General features: G+C 65.5%; 14 protein-coding genes. 10 read left to right on the forward strand and 4 right to left on the reverse strand.

Annotation, left to right across the window (positions count from 1 at the left end; translation table 11 throughout):
* Positions 1 to 5 precede the first annotated feature (5 nt).
* From CNE_RS13720 to CNE_RS13735, 4 genes are all read left to right on the forward strand, one after another.
* Positions 6 to 3,242 (forward strand): efflux RND transporter permease subunit, encoded by a 3,237-nt coding sequence (locus tag CNE_RS13720; protein ID WP_013957703.1) that lies wholly within the window; start codon positions 6 to 8, stop codon positions 3,240 to 3,242.
* 113 nt (positions 3,243 to 3,355) lie between these two features.
* A complete protein-coding gene (locus tag CNE_RS13725; protein WP_010813784.1) occupies positions 3,356 to 4,009 on the forward strand; it encodes a protein-L-isoaspartate O-methyltransferase family protein in 654 nt (217 codons plus the stop codon).
* 13 nt (positions 4,010 to 4,022) lie between these two features.
* Positions 4,023 to 4,346, forward strand: a complete 324-nt coding sequence (locus tag CNE_RS13730; RefSeq protein WP_013957704.1) for a rhodanese-like domain-containing protein — start codon at positions 4,023 to 4,025, stop codon at positions 4,344 to 4,346.
* Between the two features lie 75 nt (positions 4,347 to 4,421).
* Positions 4,422 to 5,939, forward strand: a complete 1,518-nt coding sequence (locus CNE_RS13735; protein WP_013957705.1) for a TolC family outer membrane protein — start codon at positions 4,422 to 4,424, stop codon at positions 5,937 to 5,939.
* Positions 5,940 to 6,007: 68 nt separating this feature from the next.
* On the opposite strand, the gene CNE_RS13740 is transcribed toward CNE_RS13735, so the two are convergent.
* On the reverse strand, positions 6,008 to 6,832 hold the full coding sequence (locus CNE_RS13740; RefSeq protein ID WP_013957706.1) for an META and DUF4377 domain-containing protein: 825 nt from the start codon (positions 6,830 to 6,832) through the stop codon (positions 6,008 to 6,010).
* A gap of 354 nt (positions 6,833 to 7,186) precedes the next feature.
* Between CNE_RS13740 and CNE_RS13745 the strand changes: the two genes are divergently transcribed.
* Both CNE_RS13745 and CNE_RS13750 read left to right on the forward strand, forming a co-directional pair.
* On the forward strand, positions 7,187 to 8,476 hold the full coding sequence (locus CNE_RS13745) for an O-antigen ligase family protein (RefSeq protein ID WP_013957707.1): 1,290 nt from the start codon (positions 7,187 to 7,189) through the stop codon (positions 8,474 to 8,476).
* Complete coding sequence (locus tag CNE_RS13750; RefSeq protein ID WP_013957708.1) at positions 8,473 to 9,564, forward strand: glycosyltransferase family 4 protein; 1,092 nt, start codon at positions 8,473 to 8,475, stop codon at positions 9,562 to 9,564. Before CNE_RS13745 ends, CNE_RS13750 begins: the two co-directional genes overlap by 4 nt.
* An 8-nt stretch (positions 9,565 to 9,572) precedes the next feature.
* On the opposite strand, the gene waaA is transcribed toward CNE_RS13750, so the two are convergent.
* The 3 genes from waaA to CNE_RS13765 are packed head-to-tail and all read right to left on the reverse strand — an operon-like array spanning position 9,573 to position 13,334.
* Positions 9,573 to 10,862, reverse strand: coding sequence for a lipid IV(A) 3-deoxy-D-manno-octulosonic acid transferase (waaA, locus tag CNE_RS13755; RefSeq protein WP_013957709.1), 1,290 nt, complete (start codon positions 10,860 to 10,862; stop codon positions 9,573 to 9,575).
* Positions 10,862 to 11,968: a lipopolysaccharide heptosyltransferase I gene (waaC, locus tag CNE_RS13760; RefSeq protein WP_013957710.1), complete on the reverse strand. Its 1,107-nt coding sequence runs from the start codon at positions 11,966 to 11,968 to the stop codon at positions 10,862 to 10,864. The genes waaA and waaC overlap by 1 nt, the downstream gene beginning before the upstream one ends.
* Positions 11,949 to 13,334: a phosphomannomutase/phosphoglucomutase gene (locus tag CNE_RS13765; RefSeq protein ID WP_013957711.1), complete on the reverse strand. Its 1,386-nt coding sequence runs from the start codon at positions 13,332 to 13,334 to the stop codon at positions 11,949 to 11,951. The genes waaC and CNE_RS13765 overlap by 20 nt, the downstream gene beginning before the upstream one ends.
* A gap of 273 nt (positions 13,335 to 13,607) precedes the next feature.
* Here CNE_RS13765 and CNE_RS13770 point away from each other — a divergent pair, with 273 nt between their 5' ends.
* From CNE_RS13770 to CNE_RS13785, 4 genes are read left to right on the forward strand one after another with little or no spacing between them, the layout of a single operon-like run.
* On the forward strand, positions 13,608 to 14,783 hold the full coding sequence (locus CNE_RS13770; RefSeq protein WP_013957712.1) for a glycosyltransferase family 4 protein: 1,176 nt from the start codon (positions 13,608 to 13,610) through the stop codon (positions 14,781 to 14,783).
* Positions 14,780 to 16,105, forward strand: coding sequence for an exopolysaccharide biosynthesis polyprenyl glycosylphosphotransferase (locus tag CNE_RS13775; protein WP_013957713.1), 1,326 nt, complete (start codon positions 14,780 to 14,782; stop codon positions 16,103 to 16,105). Before CNE_RS13770 ends, CNE_RS13775 begins: the two co-directional genes overlap by 4 nt.
* Positions 16,105 to 17,238: a glycosyltransferase gene (locus CNE_RS13780; RefSeq protein WP_013957714.1), complete on the forward strand. Its 1,134-nt coding sequence runs from the start codon at positions 16,105 to 16,107 to the stop codon at positions 17,236 to 17,238. Before CNE_RS13775 ends, CNE_RS13780 begins: the two co-directional genes overlap by 1 nt.
* Positions 17,238 to 18,488: an oligosaccharide flippase family protein gene (locus tag CNE_RS13785; protein WP_013957715.1), complete on the forward strand. Its 1,251-nt coding sequence runs from the start codon at positions 17,238 to 17,240 to the stop codon at positions 18,486 to 18,488. Before CNE_RS13780 ends, CNE_RS13785 begins: the two co-directional genes overlap by 1 nt.
* The last annotated feature ends 18 nt before the right edge of the window (positions 18,489 to 18,506 follow it).

The raw sequence follows: 18,506 nt of genomic DNA on the forward strand, positions 1-18,506 counted from the left end.
GCGCCATGTGGTTCACCCGCCTGTCGATCCGCAACCCGGTGCTGGCCACCATGATGATGATGGCCTTCATCGTGGTGGGGCTGTTCTCTTACCAGCGGCTGCCGGTCGACCAGTTCCCCGACATCACCTTCCCGGTGGTGGTGGTGCAGACCGAATACCCGGGCGCCGCGCCCGAGTCGGTGGAGTCCGACGTCACGCGCAAGGTCGAGGAGATCGTCAACACCATCTCTGGCATCGACGAGATCTTCTCGCATTCGTACCAGGGCACCTCGGTCGTCGTCATCAAGTTCGACCTGAGCGTCGACGTTGGTCAGGCCGCGCAGGACGTGCGCGACAAGATCGCGCTGATCCGCCCGCAGTTCCGCGACGAGGTGAAGGAACCACGCGTGCTGCGCTATGACCCGTCCGACGCGCCGATCTTCTATCTCTCGGTCTCCAACGCACCGGGCGCCACCCGAAGCCAGCGCGAGCTGACCACCATCGCCGACCAGATCGTGCGCAAGCGGCTGGAGACGGTGCGCGGCGTGGGCGCCATCAATATCGTGGGCGGCACCAAGCGCGAGGTCGAGATCCGCATCCGGCCCGCGCAGCTGGAAGCGCTGGGGATCGGCGTGGACCAGGTGATGAACGCCATCCGCAACGAGAACCAGGAACTGCCCGCGGGCGAGCTGCGTTCCTCGGCCACGGAAACGGTGGTGCAGATCAAGGGCCGCGTGCCCACGCCGGAGGCGTTCCGCCAGATCATCGTGGCGCGCCGCGCCGGCCAGCCGGTCACGCTGGGCGAGATTGCCGATGTGCGCGACGGCCAGGAAGAGCAGGAAAGCCTGGCACTGCTGGACGGCAAGCGCGCGCTGTTCCTGTCGGTGGTGAAGGCACAGGGCCAGAACACCGTCGATACCGTCGACGGCCTGGTGCGCATGACCGAGGAAACACGCAAGCTGGTGCCGGCTGGCGTGCAGCTGAACGTGGTCAACGACACCGCGCGCGGCATCCGCAGCAGCGTCAAGGAGGTGCGATCGACGCTGCTCGAAGGCGCCTTCCTGACGGTGGCGATCGTGTTCCTGTTTCTGGGTTCGTGGCGCAGCACCGTGATCACCGGGCTGACGCTGCCGATTGCGCTGATCGGCACCTTCGGCGTGATGTATATGTGCGGCTTCACGCTCAACGTGATCACGCTGATGGCGCTGTCGCTGTGCGTGGGCCTGCTGATCGACGACGCCATCGTGGTGCGCGAAAACATTGTGCGCCACAACCTGATGGGCAAGGACCACCGCACCGCGGCGCTGGACGGCACCAATGAGATCGGGCTGGCGGTGCTGGCCACCACCTTCTCGATCGTGGCGGTGTTCCTGCCGGTGGGCTTCATGGGTGGCATCATCGGGCGCTTCTTCCACCAGTTCGGCATCACCGTTGTCGCGGCGGTGCTGATCTCGATGTTCGTCTCATTCACGCTGGACCCGATGCTGTCGTCGGTCTGGCACGACCCGGACCTGCACGGCACCGGCAACAAGAAGAGCTGGTACGGGCGCACGGTGGGGCGGTTGCTGGACTGGTTCTCGGCAAAGATGGACAAGCTTGGCAACGGCTATGCCGGCATGCTGGGCTGGGCGCTGAAGCACCGGCTGGCCACCGCCATCATCGCCGCGGTGACCTTCTTCGGCAGCTTTGCGCTGGTGCCGCTGATCGGCACTGAATTCGTGCCTAATGCCGACCTGGGCGAGACCCAGGTGGGCTTCACCACGCCGGTGGGCACCTCGATCGAAGTCACCGAAGCCAAGGTGCGGCAGGTGGAAGCCGCGCTGAAATCCTTCCCCGAAGTGGCCTACACCTACGCCACCATCAACTCGGGCAATGCCTCGGGCCGCAACAACGCGCTGGTGTCGGTGCGCCTGACCGAGCGGCGCTCGCGCCAGCTGTCCACCGCGCAGCTCAACCCGCTGATCCGGCAGCGCCTGGCGGGCATTGCCGGCATCACGCTGACCATGGTGGGCATGCCCGACGGCGCCGGCGGCCAGAAGGCGATTCAGGTATCGATCCAGGGCGATGACCTGGACGAACTGCGGCGCCTGTCCAGGGAAGCGGGCACACGCATGAAAGCGATCCGCGGCCTGGCCGACCTGGACTCGAGCATGAAGGACGACCGCCCCACCATCGAGGTGCGCATCCGGCGCGAGCTGGCCTCGGACCTGGGCGTGGGCGTGGCGCAGATCGGCAACGCCCTGCGCCCGCTGCTGGCCGGCGACGCCATCAGCTCATGGCGCGCGCCCGATGACGAGAACTACGACGTGCGCGTGCGCCTGCCCAAGGACGCGCGCACCGGCATGGCCGACCTGAGCGCGCTGATGATCGCGAGCAGCCAGACCAACGCCGACGGCTCGCCCAGGATGGTGCCGCTGCGCCAGATCGCCGAGCTGGTGCCGACCACCGGCGCCAACCAGATCAGCCGGCGCGACCTGAACCGCGAGGTCGAGCTGACCGCCAACGTGGCCGGGCGCTCTGCCGGTGAAGTCGCACGCGACGTCAAGGCCGCGCTGGACGGCATGAACTGGCCGGCCGGCTACAAGTACCGCTTTGGCGGCTCGACCAAGTCGATGAACGAGTCCTTCGGCTACGCCGTGTCGGCGCTGGCACTGGCGGTGATCTTCATCTACATGATCCTGGCCTCGCAGTTCGCCAGCTTCTTCCAGCCGATCGCCATCATGACCTCGCTGCCGCTGACGCTGGTCGGGGTGTTCGCGGCGCTGCTGCTGTTCCGCTCGACGCTGAACATGTTCTCGATCATCGGCTTCATCATGCTGATGGGGCTGGTGACCAAGAACGCGATCCTGCTGGTGGACTTCGCCAACCAGGCGCGCCAGGGCCATGTCGACGGCGCCGACGGCCGCCAGCCGCTGTCGCGCGAGGCGGCGCTGGTGGAGGCCGCGCGCGTGCGGCTGCGCCCCATCCTGATGACCACGCTGGGCATGATCTTCGGCATGGTGCCGCTGGCCTTCAGCCTGGGCGAAGGCGCCGAGCAGCGCGCGCCAATGGGCCAGACCGTGATCGGCGGGATCATTACCTCGTCGATCCTGACGCTGGTGGTGGTGCCGGTGATCTATACGTATCTTGATGATTTCGGGGCCTGGCTGCGCCGGCTGTGGCAAGGCAAGGCGGCCAGCGGGCCCGCAGCGCACGCCCCGCCCGCACCCGGCCGGCAAGCGGCTCCGGACCGGCCGGCCCCGGCGGACGCCAGCGCGGAATGAGCCCGGCGGCGTCTGCAAGGTTAAAATAAAGGGTTTGATAAGACTGTCCGGCCGTGGCACCGCGCGGCCGGCGCACAGACCGACAGCGGTTGGCATTGGTAAGGAATGGCAAGATGGATCTCGAAAAAGCCCGATTCAACATGATCGAACAGCAAATCCGCCCGTGGGACGTGCTGGACCAGGAAATCCTGGACCTGCTGGCGGTGGTCAAGCGGGAGCAGTTCGTCCCGGCCGCGTACGCCTCGCTGGCGTTCGTCGACATGGAGATTCCGCTGCCCGCCGGGCAGAACATGCTGGCCCCGCGCGTGGAAGCCCGCATCCTGCAGGACCTGGCCGTGCGCAAGCATGAGAACGTGCTGGAAATCGGCGCCGGCTCCGGCTACATGGCCGCCCTGCTGGCCAACCGCGCGCGCCACGTGCTGACCGTGGACATCGTGCCCGAGCTGGTTGAGCTGGCCCGCACCAACCTGGCCAACGCCGGCGTCACCAACGTCGACGTGGCCGAAGGCAACGCCGCCGACGGCTGGAGCGCCGCCGCGCCCTACGACGTGATCTGCATCTCGGGCTCGCTGCCGGCGATTCCGCAGTCGATCCTGTCGCAGGTCAAGGTGGGCGGCCGCATCGCCGCCTTCATCGGCGAGCTGCCGGTGATGGAAGCGCGCCTGGTCACGCGCGTGTCCGAGACCGAATACCAGGTCGTCAACCTGTTCGAAACTGCGGTCAAGCCCCTGCAGGGCGCGGCCCGGCCGTCGCAATTCCAGTTCTGAGGACATAACCACCATGCAGGTCATCAAAGCGGCCGAACTGGCCCAGTGGCTGGCCGATGCCAGCCGCGCCAAACCGGTCCTGCTCGACGTGCGTGAAGGCTGGGAGGTGCAGACCTGCGCCATGCCCGGCATCACCCACATCCCGATGCGGGACATCCCCGCGCGCGCGGCCGAACTGGACGAAGACGCCGACATCGTCTGCATCTGCCACCACGGCGCACGCAGCATGCAGGTGGCGGCCTACCTGGAGCGCCAGGGCTACGCAAGGGTCTACAACCTGACCGGCGGCGTCGACGCCTGGGCCAGCGATGTCGACCCGGCCATGCCGAAGTACTGAAGCGGCAGTCCAGCACAGCAACACCAAGAAGAAATGACTGTAGCCGCGGCCCGCGCCCGGCAACCTGGAGCTTTCATGACGTTTGCGCCCAACGCCCTGCCCGGAGTGATCCGGACACGCCTGGCGATCGCGGTTTCCGTGCTTGCCCCGCTGCTGGCCATGCTGCCGGCGGCACCGGCAAGCGCGGCCGACCTGCTGCAGGTCTATCGCGATGCGCAAGCCAATGACGCGCAGTTTGCCAGCGCGCGCTCGCAGCTGCTGGCCACACGCGAGCGGCTGCCCCAGGGCCGCGCCGGGCTGCTGCCGCAGGTGGTTGGCACCGCGGGCGCCAACCGCACCAAGCTCGACCAGACGGCTTCGCTGCCGGTCGGCGCCGGGGCCAGCGCCTCCGGCACGCGCTTCTTCAACAACAACAACTGGCAGCTGCAACTGAGCCAGCCGCTGTTCCGCTGGGACCGCTGGGAAACCTACAAGCAGGGCGAACTGGCGTCGCTCGCCGGTGAAGTCAGCTTCCACCAGGCTGAGCTCGACCTGATCACCCGCAGCGCGCAGGCCTACTTCGACGTGCTGGCGGCACAGGACAACCTCTACCTGGCACGCGCGCAGAAAAAGGCCATCTCCGAGCAGCTGGAGCAGGCCAAGCGCAATTTCGAGGTCGGCACCGCCACCATCACCGACACCAACGACGCCCAGGCCCGCTACGATCTGGCCACCTCGACCGAGATCGCCTCGCAGAGCGACCTGGAGATCAAGCGCGCCACGCTGCAGCAGATCACCGGCAAGCCGGTCGACGAAGTGCTGGGCCTGCGCCCCGAGGCGCCCATCCCTGGCCCGCAGCCGCCCGACGTCAACGCCTGGGCCGCGCAGGCAGAGACCAGCAACCTGCAGGTGAACCTGGCCAGCTACAACCTGGAAACCGCCCAGCGCGAGACCAACAAGGCCAAGGCCGGCCACCTGCCCTCGGTCGATCTGGTGGCGTCATACGGTTTCACCAACCAGACCGGCAGCGCCACGCAGGCGATCTCCACCCATTACAACGCCTCGCAGATCGGCGTGCAACTGACCATGCCGATCTTCGCCGGCGGCCAGATCCAGTCGCGCGTGCGCGAGACCCTGGCCCTGGCCGACAAGGCCGCCAGCGACCTGGAATTCGCGCGCCGCACCGCCGCGCAGACGGCACGCCAGACCTACTCCGGCGTGTCCAACGGCCTGGCCCAGGTCAAGGCCCTGGAAGCCGCCGAACGCTCGGCCACCAGCGCGGTGGAATCCAACCAGCTCGGCTATGAAGTGGGCGTGCGCATCAATATCGACGTGCTGAACGCCGAAGCGCAACTGTTCTCCACCCGGCGCGACCTCGCCAAAGCCCGCTACGACACCATCATGAACGGCCTGAGGCTGAAGGCCTCCACTGGCGTGCTGCAGGAAGCCGACGTGGTGCAGATCAACACCCTGCTGACCTCGTCGCCCGGTGCGCTGTACAAGCTGCCCGCGCCCGCCCAGGCCGGCGCCAGGGCCCCGGCAACCCCGCGCGCCTCGGTCGAGCGCCGCGGCACGCGGCGCGAAGCCACGCCTGCCGGCGCACCGCGCACCTGATCCTCCGCAGCGCGCCGCAACGCAAATGGGCCGCAATTGCGGCCCATTTGCATGAACGACGTCGCGCCCTAGTTCGCCCGCGTACGCGACTCCACCTTCAGCAGCTGCCAGCGGATCGACGACGCATCCGCCGGAGGGTTCGGCACCTGGTACTCACGCACGCGCAGCTTGTAGGCCACGCCCGGCTCAAAGTCCAGCCCCTCGATCGGGCCATACCAGAGCTGCCACGGCGCCTCCGGCGATTCGCGCCAGCGATAGCACGTCATCTTGCCCACGCCCGAGCACTCCACGCGCTGCGAATCGATGTAGACCACCTTATCCACGCCCCCGGCTTCCACGCTCGCACCGCGCTTGCCCAGGCCTTCGCGCTCAACAAACTGCAGCAGGTCACCGCCGGCAGTCTTCCAGATGATCTGCCGACCCGTGCTGCCCGCCGACGGCTGTGTGCCGACCGTGGCAAACGGCGTCTGCATCGCCTTGAGCAGGGCCGATTCCAGTTCCATACGCGGCGGCGGGCAAGCCATGCGCGTGCCGGCAATGCGGTCGAAGCGGATGCCGGTATCGGTCTTGCCATAGCTGCCGGTAAAGCGGTTGCACCCACTGGTGCCGCTGACCGTACCCTGCGCGGCATCGATGCCCTCATTGAACTCAAAAATGATGGGCTGGCCGTTGTCGCCGTGCGGGATATCGCGCAGCGCGCCGTCGGGCTGCTGCCAGCGCACCAGTTCCCAGCGGCTGGGGCCGGAGGGTTGGGTCTGGTTGAGGTTGGTGCCAGCGGAGGGGAGGTCCGGTGCTGTCGCGGTCGTGCAGGCACCTAGCGCGGTTGCCACCAGCAAGGCGGCCGCGCTGCGGGCAGCCAGGGCGAAGGGGAACAGGCTGGTACGGCTGTGCATGAAGGGCTCCTGTAACAGGCCGCTCAAGACGGCCGCATGGATGCAATCGACAGATCTGACAAAGGGCATGCCGAAAAGTGCACCCCTACTGATACATCAGTTTAGCAAGGCGGTTGCGCCAAAGCCCGGTCAAGCACCGATTAAATCACATACATCCTGTAACGTCCCAACCGCGTCGGCGGGCTAGGATGCGGAACGTCAAGAAATCCCACCCTGACCATCCGATATAATTGCCTCGCCCGGCGCAGCAATGTGACCGACAGGCTCCGCTGCTCAACAGGCGGCAACAATAATAAGAAGGATGGATCGGCCCGCATCCCGAGTGCACAACCCTTCCTCCGGAAACCTCTCTCCATGCTCTTGATGACGAGATTGCAGAGATCCCAATCGTATGGGGTCGACAAAGCTCTGTACCTGGCCGCCTGTGCCGTCCTGGCTGCGTTCCCTGCGCTGATGTTTGTCAAGCCGACGGTTAGCAACCTCTGCTACGGACTCCTGCTCGGCTGGAGCGCCATCACTCTCGTTGCCGGCGGGCGCGCGGGCCGGGCGGAATGTGGCGCGCTGCTGCGCCGATACTGGCTGTTCATGCTGGCCATGGCGGCGCTGCCGCTTGCGGTGCTGTTGCAGCAACTGCTGGCCGGGGCGGAGGAGCCGCATGTTTCTTACCTGTACCTGCGCTTTGCATTGTTCATTCCGTTGGTTTTTGGGATGGTACGGCTTGGCAGGGGTGGGATGCGGAGTGTGCAGTGGGGTTTCGTGGTCTGCGCACTCCTTTCCGCCGCTTGGATCCACGAGGCGACAGCTGCCGGTCGCCCAGCTCACGTAGGGTTCTCCAATATCATTCCCCTTAGCAATCTGTCCATGCTGATGGGAATTCTCGCCCTGATTTCAATTGGATGGGATCGCCCCAGGGGCTATCTGCAGTCGGGCCTGAAGCTGCTGGCCGGCTCTGCTGGCCTGTACGCCTCATACACCAGCGGCACGCGTGGCGGCTGGCTCGCAATCCCCGTGCTGGCGCTGATTGCGTTGGCAGCATCACGCAGATTGACCCGCGTACACAAGGTGGCCGCACTGGCTGGACTGGCTGGTCTCATGGTCCTCACGTGGTTCGGCAGCCCCTTTGTGCAGCAGCGCACGACAGACGTTGTATCCGAACTGTCTCAATTTGATCACCATGTAACACTGGACACGTCGATCGGGATACGGCTACAGCTGTGGCGAACATCGCTCCAGATGGTGCAGGCCCATCCCTGGACCGGCGTGGGGCCGGACAACTATGAACAGGCTCTGCAGGCCCTGGCGGCACAGCACGTGATTACCGCTGAGGCCGCCACCATGCCGCACACCCACAATGACATCCTGCACGCGGCGGCCACACTCGGCATACCAGGGCTGCTGGCAGTGCTCATGCTGTATCTTGTGCCAGCCGCCTTCTTCCTGCGCCACCTGCGCAATGACGATCGGGATACACAAGTCGCCAGCGCCATGGGCCTAGCCCTGTGCTGCGGCTTCATGGTGTTCGGCCTGACCGAGGTCATGTTCGCCACGACCCTGGTCAATGCCTTCTACAGCCTGATCATGGCCGTGTGCTTCGCCTACGTGGTTGCGCGCAAGGACGCCTTGCCCGCGCAGGCGGCCAGTTGAGCCAGGGCTCACGACAGCACATCTGCTTCCTGACCGGTACCTTGAATGCGATGGCCGGCGCGGAACGGATGACCGCAACGATCGCCAATGCGCTGGCCGACCTTGGCCATCATGTCACCATCCTGAGCCTCTGGGACGCTACCAGCCAGTTTCCGTTGCATCCGCGCGTGCGCCATGTAGCGCTGTACGCGCAACGGCCCTCCTTCAAACGCGCCTATTTCGGCACGGTTTCCGGCATCCGCAGGCACTGCACCGCGCATCGCATCGATGTGCTGGTACAGGTCGACACCATGCTCGAACTGTTCGTGCTGCCTGCCACCCTCGGCCTGGGCCTGCACCATATCGCGTGGGAGCATTGCCATTTCGACGAGGATCTCGGCAGGCCGGCGCGCAAGGTGGCACGGCGACTGGCCGCGCAGTTCTGCCGGCAGGTAGTCGTGCTGACAGAGCGGGACCGCCGCCGCTGGCTTGAGGCACTGCGGCCGCGCAGCGAGGTCGTCTGCCTGCCGAATCCGCTGCCATTTCCGATGCCGGCCGAACCCGCGCCACGCATGCAGAAGACCGTGCTGGCCATGGGCCGGCTGGTCCCGGCGAAAGGCTTTGATGTCTTGCTGCGCGCCTGGCAGAAGGTAGTGGAAGCGGAACCGGAATGGCAACTGGTCATCCACGGCGAAGGCGAAGAGCGCCCTGCCCTCACTGCACTGATCGGCCAGCTGCAACTGCAAGACCGGGCCAGCCTGCCGGGTATCTGCCAGGATCCGGCGCAGGCCTACGGGCGTGCATCGGTCTTCTGCCTGAGTTCGCGCTATGAGGGATTCGGACTGGTGCTGATCGAAGCGATGGCCTTTGGCCTGCCGATCGTATCGACCGATTGCGAGACCGGACCCCGCGAACTGCTCACCCCGGGGCAGGATGCGCTGGTGGTTGCAGCGGATGATGCCGATGCGCTGGCCAAGGCGCTGCTGACGGTAATCCGCCAACCGGAACTGGCGAGCCGCCTTGGCGCCGGTGGCCGCCACAAGGCAAGCCATTTCACGCTGGAGCGGCTTGCCCTGCAGTGGGATGCCCTGGTCAAGGCACCAGGGTAAGCACCGGATCAGCCTTCCAGCGCCGGGGCCAGCGCAGCGAGGGTGCGCACGGTGGCGCCCCGATGCAAACCCGCAAAGGTCTGCGCATGCGCGCGCATATCCGCCAGCCGCGCTGGATCGGCCAGCACGCTTGCCGCGGTGCGCATCAGCGCATCGGCATTGTCGACGCGCAGGCAAGCGCCTGCGGCAATCGCGTCTTCCGTCGCCTGCGCAAAGTTGAAGGTATGCGGACCAACCAGCACCGGCGTGCCGACCGCGCAGGCCTCGATCAGGTTCTGCCCCCCGAGCGGCAACAGGCTGCCACCGATAAAGGCAAGATCCGACGCAGCAAAGTACATCGCCATCTCGCCCATCGAATCGCCCAGCACGATATCGGCAGTCAGCAGCGACTGGATGCCGTCAAGATCCAGTGCACTGCGGCGCTCGACCGAGAACCCCGCACGCGCCGCCATCGCGGCGACTTCATCGAAGCGCTGCGGGTGACGGGGGATCAGCAGCAGAGCGGGACGCGGGACATTGCCCGCCAGTGATTGCCAACGGGAGAAGGCGTCGAGCAACATCGGCTCCTCTCCCTCACGCGTGCTGGCTGCGGCCAGCACCGCACGCGTGCCAAAGACCTTGCGCAACTGCTCGCCCAGCGCAACGCCTGCCGGCGCCGGCTGCATATCGAATTTCAGGTTGCCCGTGATCTGCACCGCCGGCACGCCCAACGCCTGGAAACGCTCGGCATCACCCACCGTCTGCGCCAGCACGCCCGCAAAATCCCCATACATGACCGCCGCCGCGCGCCCAAACCGCGCCGTGCGCCGGAAGCTGCGCGGCGACAGGCGCGCATTGACCAGGAACAGCGGCACCCCCGCCTTGCGCGCGCCGCGCACCAGGTTGGGCCACACCTCCGTCTCCATCAGCATGCCCGCTTGCGGCCGGAAATACCGCATGAAACACCCCACCAGCCATGGCAGGTCATACGGCAGGTAGCACTGCAGGATGCGCGGCTCCTTGCCGAACAGCTGCGCACCGGTCTGGCGGCCGGTCGGCGTCATGTGCGTCAGCAGCAGACGGTGGTGCGGATAGGCGCCGAGCAGCGCCTCGATCAGCGGCTGCGCGGCGCGGGTCTCGCCTACTGACACGGCGTGGACCCATAGCCACGGACCTTTCCGGGGCAGGCTGCCGTAGACACCCAGGCGCTCGCCGACATGCTGCACGTAGCCCGGCTCCTTGCGCGCACGCCAGGCCAGCCGCAGCAGCGCCAGCGGCAGCACCACCACCCACAACATGCTATAGAGCAAACGCAGCATCAGGCAGCCACTCCGCGCACGCGGCAAGCCGCGTCGTAGACCTCATCGACCGACGGCACCACGCCGTCGTCACCGACATTGGCGATGCGCCCGGACCAGTAGCCCTCAGTCTTCCAGCGCCACGTGGCCGTATAGATCTCCACCGTCGGCCGGCACAGCGCCGCGGCGATATGGACCAGGCCCGTATCGACCCCAATCACCACCTCGGCCCGGTTGATCAGCCCGAAACCCTGCATCACGGAGAATCGCGGCAACACCCTCGCCTGCGGCACACCGGCAGCGATCTCTTCGGCAGCCTGGCGTTCCTTGTCATTGCCCCACGGCAGCAACATCACCAGACCCTCATCCGCCAACCGCCTGCCCAGCGCATGCCAGTTCTGCACCGCCCATTTCTTGCGCGCGCCAGCAGTCGCGTGGAAGCACACGGCATAGCGTGCAGGCAGGTCGCCCCACAGCGGATCGTCAACATGCAGCGATTGCGCGGCAGGCCCGAAAAACTGCGGCGGCTCCGCTGGCGCAAGCCCGGTCAGCGCAGCGCCCAGCAAGCGCGAGCGCCGCACCGAATGCGTCTGGCGCGGCACCCGCACCGGATCGGTGTATAGCAGCCGCGCCGCCGGCTCATAGCCGGAGCCCTGCGTGGCATTGCCCAGCCCGATAATCGGCGCACCGGGCGCCCGCGCGGCCACGCGCGCGACCACCGCGGTCTTGAGCAAACCCTGGCTCTCGATCACCGCGTCATAGCGCTCCTGGCGCAACGCGTCACGCACCTCGCCCACCTCGCGCCAGGTGCCGCCCTGCAGGATGCGCTTGCGCCAGCGCCGCAGCGCAAACGGAATTACCCGGCGAACCTCCGGCAACAGCCGGACAAGCTCGACATAGCCCTCTTCCACCACCCAGTCGATCTCGGCACCCGGCCAGCGCGCGCGCAGATCGTGCACCAGCGGCATGTTGTGCACCACGTCACCGAGCGACGACACCTTGACCAGCAGGATGCGCGGCCGTTCCGGCAGGGTGAAAGGCACCGCGGCCGGCGTGGGCTGCGCCACACCGGCCGCGTCCGACGATGCCGCCGGCACCGTCGCGCGCTCAGAACGGGAGCTGAGCATCCGGCTTCTCTGCCAGGATCACGCGCTTGAACTCCGCCTGGATACGTGCCAGCGCGGCGTCGTTGTCCGCCTCGAAACGCATCACCACCACCGGGGTGGTGTTGGACGGGCGCGCCAGGCCGAAGCCATCGGCATATTCCACGCGCACGCCGTCGATGGTGATCACCTCGCGCGCCCCGTCGAACTTCGCGTTCGCCTTGATCCGGTCCAGCAGCGTGAACGGCTCGCCCTCGGCACACTTGAGCTGCAGTTCCGGCGTGTTGTTGGCATTCGGCAGCGCATTCAGCACCGCGCTCGGATCCGCGTGGCGCGACAGGATCTCCAACAGGCGCGCACCCGTGTACAGGCCATCGTCAAAGCCGTACCAGCGGTCCTTGAAGAACACGTGACCGCTCATCTCGCCCGCGATCGGCGCGCCCGTTTCCTTCAGCTTGGCCTTGACCAGCGAATGGCCGGTCTTCCACATCAGCGGCTCGCCGCCGTGTTCTCGGATCCAGGGGGCCAGCTTGCCGGTACATTTCACGTCGTAAATAACCTGGGCACCTGGGTTGCGCGACAGGATCTCTTCAGCGAACAGCATCAGTTGCCTGTCCGGGAAAATCACCTGACCGTCCTTGGTCACCACACCAAGGCGGTCGCCATCGCCGTCGAAGGCCAGGCCAAGCTCGCAGTCAGTCTCGCGCAGGGCCTTCATCAGATCCTGCAGATTCTCGATATGTGCGGGATCAGGGTGGTGGTTCGGGAAGTTGCCGTCCACGTCGCAGAACAGCTCAGTCACCTCACAGCCCAGTCCACGGAAAAGGTCACCCACGAAGGCACCGGCCACGCCGTTGCCGGCATCCAGGGCAACCTTCATCGGACGGGCCAGCTTGACGTCGCTGATGATGCGGTCGAGGTACTTTTGGCGCACATCGACTTGCTTGTAGGTGCCGGCACCGCTGGTGAAATTGCCGGCTTCGATCCGCTGGCGCAGCGCCTGGATCTGCTCGCCATAGATCGCCTTGCTGGCCAGCACCATCTTGAAACCGTTGTAGTCCGGCGGGTTGTGGCTGCCGGTGACCATGATGCCGGAGGTCGGGCGAACGCCGTCGATCTCGATGTTGGTGGCGAAGTAGACCATCGGGGTGGCGACCAGGCCGATGTCGATCACGTCCAGGCCGGCGGCGCGCAGGCCTTCGACCAGGCCGGAGATGAGGTCGGGGCCGGAGAGGCGGCCGTCGCGGCCTACGGCGATGGTTTTTTCGCCCAGTTCAGTCGCCGCCGAACCGAACGACAGCCCGATCTGGCGCGCAACGTCGCGCGTGAGAGTCTTACCCACGATTCCGCGAATGTCGTAGGCTTTAAAAATGGTGGGATCGATTTGCATGTGGCTTCCTGTATCGCGTTCCGGCCGCACCGCACTTTCAAAACAGAAAATGCGACGCACCAAAGGGTGCTATTTTGCCGGATTGCGGCAGCCCCGGGCGGTATAATCGCCGCATTATCACGGATGGACACAATTTTCGGAGTCTGTCCTACATCGAGCGGTGCCCTGTCCGCCGCCCCTGGGCCGCTCCCCGTTTGGGGCGCCATGGTAGCTGGCAGCAATCTGCCCGGGCACCCGGCAACCTCCCTCTCAGCTTGCATTGCCCTGTGACATATGGCGGCCGCGACCCGGCTACAGACGTACAGACCCTTGAGACCAACTGCCCAGCCTTCGCCACGCCCTCGCATCGCCTATCTGATCACCAATTCGGAGATCGGCGGCGCGCAGTCGCATGTCGCTGACCTGTTGCAGTCGATGGTGGGCAAAGCCGATACCGTCCTCCTGGCCGGCGGCGACGGCCCCCTGTTCGATATTGCCAAACAGGCAGGCGCCCAGGCCGTCCGGCTGGCGCGGCTAGACAATGCGCTGTCTCCGTGGCGTGCAATCGCTACCCTGCGCGAGCTGGTCAAGGCGCTCAAACAGGCCGCGCCCGACCTGATCCACGCGCATAGCGCCAAGGCCGGCGCGCTGGGCCGCATCGCCGGATTCCTGCTCGGCATACCTGTCATCTATACAGTCCATGGCTTCGCGTTCAAGCCCGAGGCTCCGGCGCGCCAGCGCTTCGCTGCGCGCGTGGCGGAATGGATGTTGGCGCCGCTGACGGCGCGCGTCATCTGCGTGGCGGAAGCGGAGCGGCGGCTGGCACAGGCACTGCCTTTGCCGGCTGATCGAATCGCTGTCGTTCCAAATGGGATCGCCGATTCCATTCAGCAGGCCACGCCTGAGAATCCGATGCGCCGAATCGTCATGGTGGCACGCTTTGCGGCGCCGAAACGGCCCGATGCGGTGATCCGGGCGTTTGCTCGATCCAGCCTGACCGATTGCGAACTCGTTCTGGCGGGGGATGGTCCGGAGCGCGAGGCAATGCAGCAGTTGGCCCAGGCCATCGCGCCCGGCCGGGTGACATTCCCAGGCAGCGTGACAGATATCGCCGGACTATTGGCTACTGCCCAGGCATTCACGCTGGCCTCCGACCATGAAGGCTTCCCCCTCTCCGTGCTGGAAGCCATGCGAGCCGGGCTGCCGATCATCGCCTCTGACCTGCCCGGAATCCGGGAACAACTGGAAGATGGCAAGCATGGCCTGCTGGTCAACCACCACGACGAATCCGCGCTGGCCGCAGCCTTCGAGCGCCTTGCCGGCGAACCCGCCCTCCGCGCCTGCCTTGGCCGCGCCGCCCGCCAACGCTGGGAACAACTTTTCGGCCTGAAACGGATGGCCGACGCCACATGGACCATCTACCAGGCCACGCTCCCGATCCCGCCTCGCGCGACGCGAGTGCCGACATGATGCATTCGACCAAGACCGACACCCTGCCCCGTCACGCGGTCCGCCGGCGCATCGCCGGCTCCGAAACCATTCGCCGCATCAGCCGGATGCTGGCATGGGCGGCGCTGGGACTGGCCTTGTTTGCAGTCAACGCGGCGCTGGCGGAGCTGGCCCATCGGGCCGGGTTCGTGACCCACGTGTTTACGCGCACGCTGCTGTGGTCGATCGTGCCATATCTGGCCGGTTTCATGCTCCTGCATCGCTCACTGCACCTGCCGGCGATGGAAGGGAACAGCCTTGTCGGGCTGGCCGCCACGCTGCCATTCGTAGCGCTTCTATTCGTCTTCGCTGCATTCCATATCGAATATTCCCGCGGCGCCATGCTGCTCGCCTACATCATCACGCTGGGTTGGACCTGGCTGGGCTACCGCCGTTTCGTGCAGAACTACGTTCCGCTGTTCGGCTATACCGACCCCCATGCGCTAGAGCAACTGGACACCATACTGGCCATGCCCGGTGCAGCACCAGCTGCGCACATGCGATTCGAACTCATCCGCTCCCTGGAAGACGCCAAGCATTGTGACGGGCTGATGCTCGACCGAGGCGCCACGGCAGACCCGGAGCGCACCAGGCAGCTCGCCCAGTACAAGATGAGCGACGTGCGGATGTACTCCGTGGAGCGCGTTGGCGAGATGCTGACCGGACGGGTTGGGCTATCCCACATCGATGAGAACTTCCTCGATGACTACGCCGCCCATTACCTCTATGGTTATCTCAAGCGAGCCGTTGATATCCTTGCCGTGCTTTGCCTGGCACCATTTGTCCTACCCATCGGCCTGGCCGTGGCATTGGCGATCCGGATGGAAACACCAGGCGGCGCCATCTTCCGCCAGTCACGCGTGGGCCTGTTTGGCAAGCCGTTTGTCATGCTCAAGTTCCGCAGCATGGGCGTCGATAAAAGCGCCCCGGCACAGTTCGCCGCGCGGCGCGATCCGCGTGTCACGCGTGTGGGCCGCATCATCCGCAAATACCGGCTCGACGAGATTCCACAACTGTGGAACGTCCTGATCGGCCAAATGAGTTTCATTGGACCCCGGCCGGAACAGGTGCCGATGGTCGAGCAATTCTCGGAAACGATTGCTTACTACCCCTACCGTCACCTGGTTCGTCCCGGGCTATCCGGCTGGGCGCAGGTACAACAGGGATACGCCGGTAGTCATGAAGAAACGGTGACCAAGCTGAGCTACGACCTGTACTACGTCAAGCACTGCTCGCTGGCACTGGATATGCTGATCGCGCTGAAGACAATGCGTACGCTGTTGACAGGCTACGGGGCCCGCTGATGACGAAGGCAGGCAGTCCTGATGCGCAACGGCCATTGCGCATCATGGTGATCACCACTGGGCTCAAGCTAGGTGGGGCCGAGCAGCAAATCGCCGCGCTTGCCGGACGCTTCATAGCCCTGGGAAACGACGTAGCCATCCTGAACCTGACCGCAGGCACGGAAGTGGACCTGCCGCCGGGCATCCCCGTGACCGAACTTGGCATGCGCAAGACGCCGGCGTCGATGCTCGCTGCGCTGCGCAAGGCACGACAGGTTATTCGCCAGTGGCAGCCGGACGTGATCCACGCCCACATGATCCACGGCAACCTGTTTGCACGGACGCTGGCACGGACGTGCCCGATGCCACCAGTCATTTGTTCCGCACATAGCGCGCGGGAAGGCGGCAGGCTGCGCGCCCTCGCCTATCGCGCGACGGACCGTTGGTGCGACCTCACCACCCATGTCAGCGAAGCGGGCAGGCAGGCCATGATTGCGAGCGGCGCTGTGCCAAGCGGCCGCGTGATCGTGATGCCCAACGGCATCGATACCGATCGCTTCCGGCAAGACGATGCCTCGCGTGAGCGCATGCGCCGGGATCTTGGCCTCAACGCCGGGGACGTGCTGGTGCTGAATGTCGGCCGACTGGTGCCGGAGAAGGACCAGGCTATGTTGATCGAGGCATTCCGCGAGGTGTATCGCAGGCTTCCGGGGGCCAGACTGATGATTGCCGGGGACGGACCGCTGCGCGCCGAACTCGCGAGCCAGATTGCAAAGTATGGGTTAAATCAAGCCGTGCTGCTGGCTGGCGCAAGGAAAGACATCCCTGAGCTATTGCGCGCAGCCGATGTCTTTGTCCTGTCATCGCGCATCGAGGGCATGCCGCTGGCCGTTGGCGAAGCCTTGGCCAGCGGTTTGCCGGTAGTTTCGACCGCAGCGGCCGGCGTGGCCGAACTGGCAGGCGATGTCGCAACAATCACGCCGGTTGGCGACGCTGCTGCTCTGGCCAGTGGCCTTGCTACCGCCATCGAAGAACTGCCCGGCACCCAAGCTCAACAGCACCGACGCCGACAGCAGGTGATCAACAGCTTCGACATGGCCGCCGTTGCACGGCAATGGCTGGCGCAATACCTTCAACTGAAGGAAGCCCGCTGATGCGCCGCAAAGTTGCCGGCAACTTGCTTTGGATGCTCGCTGACCGCGGGCTTCAGGTCGCGGTCGGCATCGCCGTGGTCGGCATGCTGGCGCGCGCGCTTGGTACTGAGGGCTTCGCACATTTCCAGTATGCGCAATCGCTGGTGTTCATCGCGGCCTCCATTCCATTGATCTGCTCCGCCGAAGTCGTGGTACCAAGGCTCGTCGCCCGGCCGGCCCCAGAAGCCACCCACGCGCTGCTCGCCCACGCCTTTGCGATCCGCCTGACCGCAGGCCTTGCCGGCTATGCCCTGATGTGCGCCTACCTGGCATTCACACAACAGCCGGCAGACACGTGGATCCCCGCAGCCATCCTCGGCACGGCCATCATGCTGCGCGAACCCGTCGGCGTGGTCATCGCGTGGATGCAGGCGCGTACGCATAACCGGCCGAACGTAGTCTTCAACCTCATTGCACTGGCTGCGAAGGCTGGGCTGGTCGGCACACTGTTCTTTACCGGCGTCAACCTGCTGCCTGCGTATGCGACAGCATTTGCCATCGAACCGCTGATTGCCGCTGCGCTGCTAGCCTGGTACTACCTGTCACGCGCGCCGCGTACCGTACCAACCCGCGACGCGTCGCTGACCCGAGACCTGGTACGCGATGGGACGCTGTTCTGGGTAAGTTTCATGCTGATGGTGTGCGCGCGACGTGCGGACCAGCTGATTCTCAAGCCGTACGTGCCACTTGCAGAGCTAGGGGCGTATGCAGCGACCATGCAAGTGCTGGATAATTTTTCGACTATCGCTACGATCCTGGCGGCCGGGGTTGCGCCGATGTATGTGTTCGGTCAGCACTCGGTGGGAGCGGCACGACGGAATGTGCTGCGCGTAACTGGCGGCATGATCGCAATCGGGCTTTGCGGGGCAATCATCCTGGCACTTTGTGCTGAATGGGTGGTTCAGTTGCTGTACGGGCAGGCGTTCAGCGAGACGGTCGTGCTGCTGCGGCTGGCAGCGCTGGCGTCGACGCTGATTTTTGCGGATGTTGGATTGAGTTTATTGCCGGTGTATCTGCGCAAGCCGCGGTGGGTAGCAGTGAAGTGGGCGCTGGTGCTTGCAACAACGGTAGTTGTCGACCTGATTGCTGTACCGCGTCTGGGTGCACGCGGGGCCGTGCTGGGTTATGCCATGGCTAATGCCGTTGCATTGATCTTTGGGTTAGCGTTGGTACTTCGCACGCGCCCTGCTACTGCTATCGCATCGGCATAAGCCAGTCCGGAACCGCTT

Origin of the sequence: Cupriavidus necator N-1 (assembly GCF_000219215.1) — a bacterium.
GTDB classification, from domain to species: Bacteria; Pseudomonadota; Gammaproteobacteria; order Burkholderiales; family Burkholderiaceae; genus Cupriavidus; species Cupriavidus necator.